The organism is Micromonospora sp. AB353 (assembly GCF_049538395.1).
Classification (GTDB): domain Bacteria; phylum Actinomycetota; class Actinomycetes; order Mycobacteriales; family Micromonosporaceae; genus Micromonospora; species Micromonospora aurantiaca.
Genome location: NZ_JBMVFV010000033.1, coordinates 25,510 through 40,091 on the forward strand (window position 1 = coordinate 25,510; position 14,582 = coordinate 40,091).

Annotated in this window: 2 protein-coding genes; both read right to left on the reverse strand. The window is 75.0% G+C overall.

The features are described 5' to 3' along the window. Window positions 1–12 precede the first annotated feature (12 nt). The gene (locus ACPCK6_RS15815; RefSeq protein WP_423481474.1) at window positions 13–9,507 is read right to left on the reverse strand and encodes a type I polyketide synthase; all 9,495 of its coding nucleotides are present in this window, start codon (window positions 9,505–9,507) and stop codon (window positions 13–15) included. 46 nt (window positions 9,508–9,553) lie between these two features. After that, on the reverse strand, window positions 9,554–14,548 hold the full coding sequence (locus tag ACPCK6_RS15820) for a type I polyketide synthase (protein ID WP_423481475.1): 4,995 nt from the start codon (window positions 14,546–14,548) through the stop codon (window positions 9,554–9,556). Window positions 14,549–14,582 lie beyond the last annotated feature (34 nt).

Here is a 14,582-nt window from a genome sequence, read left to right on the forward strand (position 1 = left end):
GGGCCGGCCGGGTCACGAGTCGGAGCCTTCCAGGGCCATCCGGACCAGGCCGGCGACGTCGAGTTCGCGGATCTGGGTCTCGGGTTCGGACGACGTGACCGGGGCAGCGGACGCCGCGGCCGGCGTGCCGGCACTCGTACGGGCCAGCTGGAGCAGCTGGTCGAGCAGGCCCGCCTGCCGCAGCTCGTCGAGCGGGATCGCGGCGAGGGCCCGGCGCACGGACTCCTCGTCGCCGCCGTCGCCGTCGTCCCCCGCAGCGCCCGCGAAGAGCTGCTCGTACAGGTGGCCGGCCAGGCCGTCCGGGGTGGGGTAGTCGAAGACGACGGTGGTGGGCAGGTCGTGCCCGGTCGCCGCGGTGAGCAGGTTGCGCAGTTCCACGGCCGTGAGCGAGTCGAAGCCGAGGTCCAGGAAGCCCCGGTCGGTCTCGATCGCGTCAGCGGAGGGGTGGCCGAGTACCTTCGCCGCGTCGACCCGCACCATCTCCAGCAGTGCGGCCCGCCGCTCGTCGTCCGGCAGCGCCTGCAGCCCGGCGAGCAGGTTCCGAGCGCCGGGCGCGACCGCCTCCGGCGCCTCGGCGGGGGCGGCGGCCAGCCCGCGTACGGCCGGCAGGTCGGCCAGCAGCGGACTGGGCCGCAGCGAGGTGAACAGCGGCTGGAAGGTGGCCCAGTCGACGTCGGCGACGGTGACGCAGCTGTCGCCGACCGCGACGGCGTGCCGCAGCCCGGCCATCGCCACGCCGGGCGGCATCACCTGGAGGCCGCGGCGACGCAGTTGCTCCGCCGCACCCTCGGTGTACATGCCCGACTCGGTCCACGGTCCCCAGGCGATGGAGGTGGCCGCCCGGCCCTGGCCGCGTCGCCGCTCGGCGAGCGCGTCCAGGTAGGCGTTACCGGCCGCGTACGCGCCCTGTCCGCCGCTGCCCCACACCGCCGAGATGGACGAGAAGAGCACGAACGCGTCCAGTTCGGCGTCGCCGAGCAGCTCGTCGAGGTGTTCGGCGCCGCAGACCTTCGGGGCGATGACGTACGCCAGGTCCTCCAGGGTGGTGTCGGCCAGCGGCACCACCTCGCTGACCCCCGCGGCGTGCACCACAGCGCGCAGCGGCGGCCCCTCCCGTCGGAGATCGGCCAGGAGGTCGGTCACGGCGGCGCGGTCGGCGGCGTCGCAGCGGACCACCCGGCAGTCCACGCCGAGCCCGGCCAGCTCGGAGATCAGCTCGGCGGCGCCCGGGGTGCCGGTCCCCCGCCGGCTGGTCAGCACCACCCGTTGGGCGCCCTCGGCGGCCACCCAGCGGGCCACGTGCCCACCGAGCGCACCGGCGCCTCCGGTGATCAGCACCGTGCCCCGGGGCTGCCACGGCGTGAGCTCCCCGTCGGTGGTGGTGGCCGGTACGAGCCGCCGCACCAGCACCCCGGACTCGCGGACGGCGAGCTGGTCCTCCACGCCGCCGCCGGTGAGGATGCCGCCGAGACGCATCGCCGTCCACGGCTCCAGGTCAGTGGGCAGGTCGACCAGCCCGGCCCAGCGGGCGGGCTGCTCCAGCGCGGCCACCCGGCCCAGGCCCCACAGCATCGCCTGCCGCGGGTTGGCCGGGGCGTCGCCGTCGCCGAGGCCGACGGCGCCCTGGGTGACGCACCAGAGCCGGACCGAGGCGTCGAGGTCGACGAGCTGCTGGAGCAGGTGCACGGTCGCGGCGAGGCCGCGCGGCAGCGCCGGGTGCTCGGCGTGCGGGGCGTCGTCCAGGCCGAGGAAGGACAGGATCGACAGCGGCTCGTCGCCCGCGCCGAGCGCCTCGGTGAGCACGTCGGCGAACCCGCCGCACAGCTCCTCGGAGTCGGCGGCGGTGTCCACGGGCACGATGCTCACCTCGGCACCCAGGGCCCAGGTGCAGGAGTGCAGGTCGGGGTCGTCCGCCCGGTCGGCGGGCAGCAGCACCAGCCACCGGCCGGGATCCTGCTCCTGCGTGGTCTCCGCGATGGGCTCCCAGACCGCCCGGTAGCGGGTGCCGTCGACCAGGGCCTGCTCCCGGCCGCGCCGGCGCCACGCCGACAGGGCGGGCAGCACGGTGCCGAACGGCTGGTCGCGGTGCACGTCGAGGTCGCGGGCCAGCGACTCCAGGTCCTCGGCCTCGACCGCGGCCCAGAAGCGGCGCTCGACCTCGGTGGCCTCGTCGGCGGCCACGAGGGCGGCCCAGGGCGGCGGCTCCGGCCAGTAGCGCTGCCGGTCGAACGCGTAGGTGGGCAGCTCGACCCGCTGGGCGCCGGTACCGGCGTAGAGGACGGACCAGTCCGGGGAGACGCCGTGGGTGTGCAGCGCGGCGAGCGCGCGCAGCAGGGTGCTCGGCTCGGCGCGGTCCCGGCGCAGGGCGGGCACCACCAGTGGGGCCCGGCCGCCGGCCGGGGCCTCGGCCAGGACGGCCTGGGCGAGGGCGGTGAGCACCCCGTCCGGGCCGATCTCGACGTAGCCGGTGACGTTGCGCTCGCGCAGTGCCACGACGGCGTCGGCGAAGCGTACCGCCTCGCGGGCGTGGCGCACCCAGTACCCGGGCGTGCCGATCTCCGCCGCGTCGACCGGCGCGCCGGTGACGGTGGAGACCATCGGGACGCTCGGAGCCGCGTACCGCAGCCGTCCGGCGACGGCCGCGAGGTCGTCGAGCACCGGATCCATCAGCGGACTGTGGAACGCGTGGCTGACCGCCAAGCGCCGGACCCGGACACCCCGGGCGGCCCACTGGGCGGCCAGTTCCTCGACGGCGTCGCCGGCCCCGGACACCACGACCGCGGCGGGGCCGTTGACGGCCGCGACGGAGACCCGGTCGGCCCGCTCACCGATCGTGGCGGTCACCTCGGCCTCGGTGGCGGCGACGGCAAGCATCGCCCCCCCGGCCGGCAGCGCCTGCATCAGCCGGCCCCGGGCGGCGACCAGCTCGGCGGCGTCGGCCAGGGAGAGCACACCGGCGGCGTGGGCGGCCGCGATCTCGCCGATCGAGTGCCCGGCGACGGCGTCGGGGCGGACCCCCCACGCCTCGAACAGCCGGAACAGCGCCACCTCCACGGCGAACAGCGCCGGCTGGGTGAATTCGGTGCGGTCCAGCGCCTCGGCCTCACGCGTGCCGGGCTCGGCGAAGAGCAGGGGCCTGAGCGGGCGGGGCAGATGCGCGTCGAGGGCGGCGCAGGCCTCGTCCAGGGCGGCGGCGAAGACGGGGAACGCCTCGGCCAGCTCGCGACCCATCCCGGCCCGCTGGGCGCCCTGACCCGAGAACAGGTACGCCACCTTCGGCCGGGGCACCGCCACGCCGGTGACCACCAGCGGCGCGTCCTCGCCGGTGCTGAGGGCGCGCAGCCCGGCGCCCAGCGCGATCCGGTCGGTGGCCAGCACGACGGCCCGGTGTTCCAGGGCTGCCCGGGCGACGGCCGACGACCAGCCGACGTCGACCGTACGTGGCGCCTCCAGCCCGGTGAGCTGCTCGGACCAGCGCTGCGCCTGGGCGGCCAGCGCGAGCCCCGAACGGCCCGACAGCAGCACCGGCACCACCGGCAGCCGCGCCGGGTCACCAGTCGGCTGCTCGGCTTCGACCGGCTCCGGGGCCTGCTCCAGGATGGTGTGCGCGTTGGTGCCGCTGATGCCGAACGAGGAGACGGCGGCGCGGCGCGGGTGGTCGGTGACCGGCCAAGGGCGGCCCTCACTGAGCAGTTCGACCGCACCGACGCTCCAGTCCACCTGGTCGGTCGGCTCGTCTACGTGCAGGGTCTGCGGCAGGTAGCCGTGCCGCAGCGCCAGCACCATCTTGATGATCCCGGCGACACCGGCGGCGGCCTGGGTGTGACCGATGTTCGACTTGATCGAGCCGAGCCAGAGCGGCTGCTCGGCGGGCCGCTCCCTGCCGTACGTGGCGAGCAGGGCCTGCGCCTCGATCGGGTCGCCGAGCTTCGTGCCGGTGCCGTGCGCCTCGACGGCGTCCACGTCGGCCGGGGCGAGGCCGGCGTTGGCGAGCGCCTGCCGGATCACCCGCTGCTGCGACGGCCCGTTCGGGGCGGTGAGGCCGTTGGAAGCGCCGTCCTGGTTGACGGCGCTGCCCCGGATGACCGCGAGCACCGGGTGACCGTTGCGGCGGGCGTCGGAGAGCCGCTCGACGAGCAGCAGGCCGAGGCCCTCGCCCCAGCCGGTGCCGTCGGCGGCGGAAGCGAACGCCTTGACCCGGCTGTCCGGGGCGAGGCCCCGCTGCCGGCTGAAGCCGACGAACACCCCGGGGGTGGACATGACGGTGACGCCGCCGACCAGGGCGAGTGAGCACTCCGAGCGGCGCAGCGCCTGGCAGGCCCAGTGCAGCGCGACCAGCGACGACGAGCAGGCGGTGTCGACCGAGACGGCGGGCCCCTCCAGCCCGAGGGTGTACGACACCCGGCCCGACAGGACGCTGCCGGCGTTGCCGGTCATCAGGTGCCCCTCGGCGCCCTCGGCGCTGAACATCAGGTTGCGGTAGTCCTGGTAGTTGGTGCCGACGAATACGCCGGTGGCGCTGCCGCGCAGCGTGTGCGGGTCGATCCCGGCCCGCTCGACCGCCTCCCAGGACGCCTCCAGCAGCAGCCGCTGCTGCGGGTCCATGGCGAGGGCCTCGCGGGGGCTGATGCCGAAGAAGCCGGCGTCGAAGTCGGTGGCGCCGGTGACGAAGCCGCCCTCACGGGCGTAGCTCGTGCCCTCCTTCTCCGGGTCGGAGTCGAAGAGCCGGTCCAGGTCCCAGCCCCGGTCGGTGGGGAACTCCCCGATGGCGTCGCCGCCGGCGGCGAGGAGCTGCCACAGTTGCTCCGGGGTGTCCGCCCCACCGGGCAGGCGGCAGCTCATCGCCACGATGGCGATCGGGTCGTCGTCCTCGGCCGCGGCGGCCGGGGCGGGGGTGGTCGCGTCGGGGACGATCCCGGTGAGCAGTTCGCCGAGGTGCGCGGCGAGCACCGTCGGGTTCGGATAGTCGAAGGCGAGCGTCGCGGGCAGCCGCAGGTCGGTGGCGGCGGCCAGGAAGTTGCGCATGTCGACTGCCGTCAGCGAGTCCAGGCCGAGGTCGCGGAAGGGCTGGGTGGCCGGGATGTCGTCGGCGGCGCCGTAGCCGAGGGCCGTCGCCGCGCACTGCCGAACCAGCTCCAGCAGTGTCGCGGTGCGCTCCCCCGGCGCGAGCGCGGCGAGCCGCCGGGCGAGGGCCGATGGTACGCCCGTCTCCTCCTCGGCGGCCTCCTGCCCGGCCGGCTGCGTCGCCTCCTGGGCCTCGGCGAGGTCGCCGATCAGCGGGCTGGGCCGCACCAGGGTGAACGCGGGGGCGAAACGGGCCCAGTCGATGTCGGCGACGACTGTGGTGGGCTCGTCGCGGCGCAGCGCCCGGGCGAGGGCCTCGACGGCCAGTTCCGGGTCCATGCCGATCATGCCGCCCCGGCGCAGCCGTTCCTGGGCGCGTTCGTTCTCGGCGGGCAGGCCGGCCCCGCGCCAGGCGCCCCAGGCCACCGAGAGGGCCGGCAGTCCCTCGGCCCGGCGCCGCTCGGCGAGGGCGTCGAGGAAGGCGTTGGCCGCCCCGTACGCGCCCTGCCCGGCGTTGCCGGTGGTTCCGGCCACCGAGGAGAAGAGCACGAAGGCGTCCAGGTCGAGGTCGCGGGTCAGCTCGTCCAGGTGCAGCGCGGCGACGCACTTCGACGCGGCGACGGTGTGCAGGCGCTGCGCGGTGACGGTGTCGACGATGCCGTCGTCGAGGACGGCGGCGGTGTGCAGCACGGCGCTCAGCGGGGCGTCGGCGGGGACGGCGGCGAGCAGGTCGGCCACCTGTGCCCGGTCGGCGACGTCGCAGCGGGCCACTGTGACCCGTACGCCGAGGCCGGTCAGCTCCGCCTCCAGTTCGGCGGCGCCCGGGGCGTCCGGGCCGCGCCGGCTGGCCAGCAGGACGTGCGCGGCGCCGGAGCGGGCCGCCCAGCGGGCCAGATGCCCGCCCAGTCCGCCGGTGCCACCGGTGATCAGCACGGTGCCGCGCATCCGCCGGGTGTCGTCCGCGTCGCCGGAGTCGACCGGCTCGGGTTCGGTGATCCGCGTGAGGCGGCGGACGAAGACGCCGGAGGCGCGGACGGCGAGCTGGTCCTCGCCCCGGCCGGACTGCTCCGCGCCGTCGTCGCCGAAGGCGTCTTCGCCACCGTTGGCGCCGAGCGCCGCGCAGAGCAGCGCGCCGGCCTGCGCGTCGAGCACGTCGGGCAGGTCGAGCAGGCCGCCCCAGCGGGCGGGGTGTTCCAGGGCGACGGCGCGGCCGAGCCCCCAGACGGAGGCGGCGGCGGGGCGCGGCGCCGGGTCGTCGGCGCAGGCCACGACGGCTCCCCGGGTGGCGCACCACAGCGGCGCCTCGACGCCGAGCAGCCCGAGCGCCTGCACCAGCAGGGCGGTGCCCGAGACGGCCAGCGAGGTGGCCGGGTGCTCCGGGTGCGCCCGCTCGTCCAGACCCAGCAGCGAGAGCACGGCGACGGGTCCGTCCGGGCCGGTGAGCGCGGCGCTCAGCCGCTCGGCCAGCGCCGCCGGGTCGTGTGTGACGTCCAGCTCCACCGGGACGACGTCCGCGCCGAAGTTGCCGAGGGCCGACAGCACGTCGGTGACCAGCGGGTCGTCGCCCAGCGCCGCGGGCACCGGCGCGAGCCAGGTGCCGGCGAGCCAGGTCAGCGGCAGGTCGGGCAGGGCCCGCCAGGTGACGCGGTAGCGCCAGCGGTCGATGTCCGGGGCGGCGCCGGCCGCGGTGAGGAAGAGCGGCGGCGCGGGCCAGTACCGGTGGTGGTCGAAGGCGTACGTGGGCAGGTCGACGGTGGCCGCGGCGGGCAGCACCCTCGTCAGGTCGACGGGCAGGCCGACGGCGTACGCGGTGGCGAGGTTGGTCAGCAGCCGGGTCGCGTCGTCGTCACCACGACGCAGACTGCCGATGGTGTGCCCGCTCACACCGGCGTCGTCGAGGATCGCGGTGACCGGCATCGTCAGCACCGGATGCGGGCTGATCTCGACGAACGTGGCGTGCCCGGCAGCCACAGCCGTCCGCACGGCCGCGTCGAAGAGCACAGTCCGTCGCAGGTTGTCGTACCAGTAGTCAGCGGTCATCACCGCCGGATCCACCCAGTCCCCGGTGAGAGTGGACACGAGCCGGGTGTGACCGGCCCGCGGACTGACACCGGCCAGGTCCGCCCGAAGCTGCTCGGCGACCTCCTGCACCGCGGGCGAATGCGACGCGTAGTCCACGGGGATCAGCCGGGCACGAACACCCTCGGCCCCGCACGCCTGCACAAGGCCGGCGACGTGCTCCGGCGGACCCGACACCACGACGGTGGACGGGCCGTTGACCGCCGCGACCCCGACACCCGGGAACGCGGGCAGCCGCTCGGCCACCGCCTCGGCCGACAGGTCCACCGACGCCATCGTCCCGGTACCCCGCAGCACCGCCAGCGCACGCGACCGTAACGCCACCGTCCTCGCCGCGTCCTCCAGGCTCAGAATGCCCGCCACACACGCCGCACCGATCTCACCCTGCGAGTGACCGATCACCGCGTCCGGAACCACACCCGCCGCACGCCACACCGCCGCCAGAGCGACACCGACGGCCCACAGCACCGGCTGCACCACCTCGACCCGGTCCAGCCACGACTCGTCCTCGCCCTTGAGCACCGACACGAGATCCACATCGAGATACGGCGCCAACGCCCGCCGGCACTCCGCCAGACACTCGTCGAACACCGGCGTACGACCCACCAGCCCCGCCGCCATCCGCGCCGACTGCGCACCCTGACCCGGAAACACGAAGACCGGACCCGCACCCGGACTCGACGCCACCCCCGTGACCACGTTCCCCGCCGGCTGACCGGCGGCGAAGGCATCCAGCCCGGCAAGCAACCCCTCGACGGACGACCCGACGACAACGACGCGATGATCGAACGCCGACCGGGTAGCCGCCAACGACCAGCCCACCCCTGCCGGATCGATCCCACCCCGCTCACGCACGTGCCGCGCAAGCCGGACAACCTGACCGGCCAACGCCGTCCCCGACCGCGCCGACACCGGCCAAGCCACCACATCCGAAGCGACCAACCCCGCCCCACGCCCGCACGCACCCGACTCGACCGGCTCAGCCGACTGCTCGATGATCACGTGAGCGTTGGTGCCGGAGATGCCGAACGAGGAGACGGCGCCCCGGCGTACCCGGCCCGTCTCGGGCCACGGGCGGGCCTCCGTCACCAGTTCCACCGCACCGGCCGTCCAGTCGACGTGCGGCGACGGCGCGTCGACGTGCAGCGTCGCCGGCACGAGGCCGTGCCGGATGGCGAGCACCAGCTTGATCACGCCGGCCACGCCCGCGGCGGCCTGGGCATGGCCGATGTTCGACTTCACCGAGCCGAGCAGCAGTGGCGGGGCCTCGTCACGGTCCTGCCCGTACGTGGCGATGAGCGCCTGCGCCTCGATCGGGTCGCCCAGCCTGGTGCCGGTGCCGTGCGCCTCCACCACGTCGACGTCCGCGGTGGAGAGCCGGGCGGAGGTGAGGGCCTGGCTGATGACCCGCTGCTGGGCCGGCCCGTTGGGCGCGGTCAGCCCGTTCGACGCGCCGTCCTGGTTGACGGCGGTGCCGCGGACCACAGCCAGGACGCGGTGGCCGTTGCGGCGGGCGTCCGACAGCCGCTCGACCAGCAGCCAGCCGACCCCCTCGGAGAACCCGGCGCCGTCGGCGGCGGCGGCGAACGACCGGCAACGCCCGTCGGTGGAGAGTGCGCGCTGCCGGCTGGATCCGATGTAGAGGCCCGGGGTGGCCATCACGGTCACCCCGCCGGCCAGCGCCAGGTCGCACTCCCCCGCCCGCAGCGCCTGCACGGCGAGGTGCAGCGCCACCAGCGACGACGAGCAGGCCGTGTCGATGGATACGGCCGGTCCTTCGAGCCCGAGGGCGTACGACACCCGGCCCGACGCGACGGCCGCCGCGCCCCCGGTCATCGAGTGCCCTTCGTCGCCGTCGGGCGACATCATCAGCAGGGTGCCGTAGTCCTGCCCGTTGGTGCCGACGAACACCCCGGTCCGGCTGCCGCGCAGCGAGGCGGGGTCGATGCCGGCGGCCTCTACCGCCTCCCAGGCGGTCTCCAGCAGCAGCCGCTGCTGGGGGTCCATGGTCAGCGCCTCGCGCGGCGAGATGCCGAAGAAGGCGGAGTCGAAGTCGCCGGCCCCGTCGACGAACCCGCCCTCCCGGGCGTACGAGGTGCCCGGGTGGTCGGGGTCGGGGTGGTAGAGGCGCTCCAGGTCCCAGCCCCGGTCGTCGGGGAAGGGCGCGACGGCGTCCCGGCCGTCCCGCAACAGCTCCCACAGGTCGTCGGGGTTGCGCACCCCGCCCGGCAACCGGCAGCTCATCGCCACGATCGCCACCGGCTCCAGTTCCTGGGACTGGGCCTCGCTGAGTCGGCGGCGGGTGTCGTGGAGATCAGCCATGACCCGCTTGAGGTAGTCGCGGAGCTTGTCTTCGTTGGCCATCGGAGTGCCGCTTCCTCGAAAGAGACGGGAGAGAGCTGAAGCTGGGTCAGGAGATGCCGAGGTCCTTGTCCACCATCGCGAACAGTTCGTCGTCGGTGGCGTCGTCGAGGTGCCGGCCGATGTCGGCGCCACCGCTGTCCTGGCCGAGCCGGGAGAGCATCGCCTGCAGGCGTACGGTGGCCCGCACCCGGGCCGCCTCGTCCCGGGCGACCACGTCGAGGCCCTCGGCGATCCGGTCCAGATCGTCGAGGAGCGCGTTCGGGGTGACCACGTCGTCGTGGGCGACCTCGGCGTAGAGGTACTCCGCCAGGGTCGTCGGGGTCGGGTAGTCGAAGACCAGGGTGACCGGGAGGGCCACGGCGGTGGCCGCGCCGAGCCGGTTACGCAGCTCGACGGCGGTGACGGAGTCGAAGCCCAGCTCCCGGAACGCCCGATGCTCGTCCACGGAGTCGGCGGACGGGTAGTTGAGCACGGCGGCGACCTGGCCACGGACCAGGCCGAGCAGCACGGCGAACCGCTCGGCGGCGGGCAGCCCGGCGAGCCGCTCCCGCAACGACTCCGGGCCGTCGCCGGCCTCCACGCTGCCCATCGCCTCGGCGGCGGCGAGCCGCCGGACGTCCGGCAGGTCGCTGATCAGCGGACCGGGCCGGGTGGCGGTGAACGCGACGGAGAACCGTTCCCAGGCGATGTCGGCGATGGTGAGGAACGCCTCGCCATGGTCCACGGCCTGGTGCAGCGCGGTGATCGCCGCCTCCGGGGTCATCTCGGGTACGCCGTGGCGGTGCAGCAGCTCGCCGAGCGGCCCGTCGGCCATGCCGCCGCCGGCCCACGCCCCCCAGGCGACGGAGGTGGCGGTGAGGCCGAGGCCCCGGCGGTGCTGGGCGAGCGCGTCGAGGAACGCGTTGCTCGGGGCGTAGTTGCCGACGCCGGAGCTGGCCACGCTGCCGGCGAAGGACGAGAACATGACGAACGCGGACAGCTCGTGGTCGAGGGTCAGCTCGTGCAGGTTGTACGCGACGTCGACCTTGGCCCGCAGCACCCGTTCGATCTGCTCGGGCCGGATGTCGTTGATCATGGCGTCGTCGAGGACCGCGGAGGCGTGCACGACCGCGGTGAGCGGGTACTCGGCGGGGATCGCCTCGATCAGCTCGGCCAGGGCGTCGCGGTCGGAGGCGTCGCACTCGACCACTGTGGCCTGGGCGCCCAGCGCGGTGAGGTCGTCGACGAGCTGCTGCGCGCCGGGCGCGGCCATGCCCCGCCGGCTGACGACGACGATGTTCTCCACACCGCTGCGGGCCAGCCAGCGGGCGGCGTGCCCACCGAGCGCGCCGGTGCCGCCGGTGACGAGCGCCGTGCCGTACGGCTGCCACGGGTTGGCGGGCTGACTGTCGCCGAGCGGGACGCGGGTGAGCCGGCGGGCGAGCAGGCCACTCGGGCGTACCGCGATCTGGTCCTCGTCCCCGGCGCTGGTGAGGGCGGCGACCAGCAGGTCGGCACAGCGGTCCTCCACGGCCTCGGGCAGGTCCACGAGGCCGCCCCAGCGCTGCGGGTGCTCCAGCGCGGCGACCCGGCCGAAGCCCCAGACCAGCGACTGCGCCGGGGCGCGCAGCAGGTCGGCCATGCCTACCGACGCGGCGCCGGAGGTGACGCTCCACATCGGCGCGTGCAGTCCGATGTCGCCGAGGGCCTGGAAGAGCGCGACGGTGGCGGCGAAGCCGCCGGGCACGGAGGGGTACAGCGGGTGGGCCAGCTCGTCGAAGGCGAGCAGCGAGACCACGCCGGCGACGTCGGCGGTGGCGTCGCCGCCCGGTGCGGCGGCGAGCGCCTCCTGCAGCAGCTTGCCGAACTGGTCGCGGTCGACGTCGGGCGTGGAGACGGCCACCGGCACGAGCGTCGCGCCGGCCGCCGCGATCGCCTCGACGCAGGCGTCCTGCCAGGGCTCGATGATGTCGCCGGTCGGCATGACCACGACCCAGGTGCCGTCCATGCCCCGGTTGGCGACGCCGGTCAGGGGCTTCCAGGTGTCCTGGTAGCGCCAACTGTCGATGTCGGCCTGCCGGCGCCGCTGCCGGCGCCAGGAGGTGAGCATCGGCAGGGCCGGCAGCAGCGCGTCGAGAACCTCGTGTGCCGGGGTCTCCTCGGTGGCGATGGTCTCGGCGAGGGCCGTGACGTCCCCGCTCTCGACGGCGGCCCAGAAGCCCGCGTCGCCCGGGTCGCCGCTCATGCCCGACAGCAGGGTCTCCAGGTCGGGACCGCCGCTGCCGTCGAGCCAGAACCGCTGGTGGTCGAAGGCATACGTGGGCAGCGGCGCGACCTCGGTCTCGGCGAGGACGTCCGCCAGGTCGACGGGCAGGCCGACGGCGTACGCGGTGGCGAGGTTGGTCAGCAGCCGGGTCGCGTCGTCGTCGCCCCGGCGCAGGCTGCCCAGGGTGTGCCCGCTCGCGCCGGTGTCGTCGAGGATCGCGGTGACCGGCATCGTCAGCACCGGGTGCGGGCTGATCTCGACGAACGTGGTGTGCCCGGCGGCGACAGCCGTACGGACCGCGGCGTCGAACTGCACGGTCTGCCGCAGGTTGTCGTACCAGTGCTCCGCGCCCATGGTGAGCGGGTCGGCCCACTCGCCCGTGAGGGTGGAGACCAGCCGGGTGTGGCCGGCCCGCGGGGTGACGCCGGCCAGGTCCGCGCGGAGCTGCTCGGCCACCTGCTGCACGGCCTCGGAGTGCGACGCGTAGTCCACGGGGATCAGCCGGGCGCGGACGCCCTGCGCCTGGCACGCCTGCACGAGGTCGGCCACGGGCTGCGGCGGGCCGGACACCACGACGGTGGACGGCCCGTTGACGGCCGCGACACCGACGCCCGGGAACTCCCCCAGTCGCTCGGTGACCGCGTCGGCCGACAGGTCGATCGACGCCATCGTCCCGGTCCCCCGCAGCACCGTCAGCGCCCGCGACCGCAACGCCACTGCCTTCGCAGCGTCCTCCAGGCTCAGGATCCCGGCGACACAGGCCGCGCCGATCTCGCCCTGGGAGTGACCGATCACCGCGTCCGGGACGACGCCCGCCGCGCGCCACACGGCCGCCAGGGCGATGCCGACGGCCCACAGCACGGGCTGCACGACCTCGACCCGATCGAGCCACGACTCGTCGTCACCGGTCAACACCGCGACGAGGTCCACGTCGAGGTACGGCGCCAGAGCCCGCTGGCACTCGGCCAGCTTCGCGTCGAACACCGGCGTACGACCGACGAGCCCGGCCGCCATCCGCGCCGACTGCGCCCCCTGACCGGGGAACACGAAGACGGAACCTGCGCCGGCGCTGGTGACCGTACCGGTGACGAGGTTCCCTGCCGGCTGGCCGGCGGCGAGGGCGTCCAGCCCGGCCAGCAGCTCGTCGGCGGTCGACCCGACGACGGCGGCACGGTGGTCGAACGTCGAGCGGGTGGTGGCCAGCGACCAGCCGACCGCCGCCGGATCGATCTCGCCGCGCTTGCGCAGGAAGTCCGCGAGCCGGGCCGCCTGCCCGCCCAGGGCGGTCCTCGACCGGGCCGACACCGGCCAGAGGGTCACGTCCGAGGCGACCAGGCCCGGCCGGCGCGCGGGCTCGACGGCGCCGGTCCCGTCCGCCTGCCCGCCGTCGACGGTCGCCGCCTCGGCGACGCGCGGGCGGTACTCCTCCAGGATGACGTGGGCGTTGGTGCCGCTGACCCCGAAGGAGGAGACGCCGCCGCGGCGGGGGCGGTCCAGTTCCGGCCACGGCTTGGACTCGGTGAGCAGGGAGACCGCCCCGGCCGTCCAGTCCACGTGCGGGGACGGCTCGTCGATGTGCAGGGTCTCCGGCATGACGCCGTTACGCAGCGCCATCACCATCTTGACCAGCCCGGCGACGCCGGCGGCGCTCTGGGTGTGGCCGATGTTCGACTTCACCGAGCCCAGCCACAGCGGACGGTCGGCCGGGCGGTCCTGCCCGTACGTGGCGATGAGCGCCTGCGCCTCGATCGGGTCGCCGAGGGTGGTGCCGGTGCCGTGCGCCTCGACCATGTCGACGTCGGCGGAGCCGAGCCGGGCGTTGGCGAGGGCCTGGCGGATGACCCGCTGCTGAGAGGGGCCGTTGGGGGCGGTGAGCCCGTTGGAGGCGCCGTCCTGGTTGAGGGCGCTGCCCCGGATCACGGCGAGGACCGGGTGGCCGTTGCGTTCGGCGTCGGCCAGCCGCTCCACGACGAGCACGCCGCCGCCCTCGCCCCAGCCGGTGCCGTCCGCGCCGGCCGCGAAGGCCCGGCACCGGCCGTCGACGGACATGCCGCGCTGCCGGGAGAAGACGACGAACACGCCGGGGGTGACCATGACGGTGACGCCACCGGCGATGGCCAGGTCGCACTCGCCGCGGCGCAGGGCGTTCACGGCGAGGTGCAGGGCCACCAGCGAGGAGGAGCAGGCGGTGTCCACGGTGACGGCCGGGCCGTTGAGGCCGAGGGTGAACGAGATCCGGCCGGACGCCACGCTCGTGGTGTTGCCGGTGCCGATGTACATGTCGACGCCCTCGGGCACGTTCGGCAGACCCATGCCGTAGTTCGAGGTGCTCAGCCCGACGAAGACACCGGTGGAGCTGCCGCGCAGCGACAGCGGGTCGATGCCGGCCCGCTCGACGGCCTCCCAGGACGTCTCCAGCAGCAGCCGCTGCTGCGGGTCCATGGCGAGGGCCTCACGCGGCGAGATCCCGAACAGGGACGGGTCGAAGTCACCGGCGCCGTCGAGGAACCCGCCGATGCGGGTGTAGCTCTTGCCCGGCTTGTTCGGGTCGGGGTCGTAGAGCGCCTCCAGGTCCCAGCCCCGGTCGTCCGGGAACTCGGTGAGCGCGTCCCGGCCGTCGGCGACAAGCTCCCACAGGTCCTCCGGCGACCGCACGCCACCCGGGAAGCGGCAGCTCATCGAGACGATGGCCAGCGGCTCCTGGTCGCGGGCCTCGACGGTCTGCAGCTTGCGCTTGGTGTCGTGCAGGTCGGCTGTCACCCGCTTCAGGAAGTACCGCAGCTTGTCGTCGCTCATCGGGTGGCCCCTGCCTCGATCCGAAGGTTGGTCA

What these genes read in the sequence shown, in the direction of transcription:
- ACPCK6_RS15820 (WP_423481475.1), bottom strand. Translation starts at nt 14,548, where the DNA reads ATGAGCGACGACAAGCTGCGGTACTTCCTGAAGCGGGTGACAGCCGAC.
- ACPCK6_RS15815 (WP_423481474.1), bottom strand. Translation starts at nt 9,507, where the DNA reads ATGGCCAACGAAGACAAGCTCCGCGACTACCTCAAGCGGGTCATGGCT.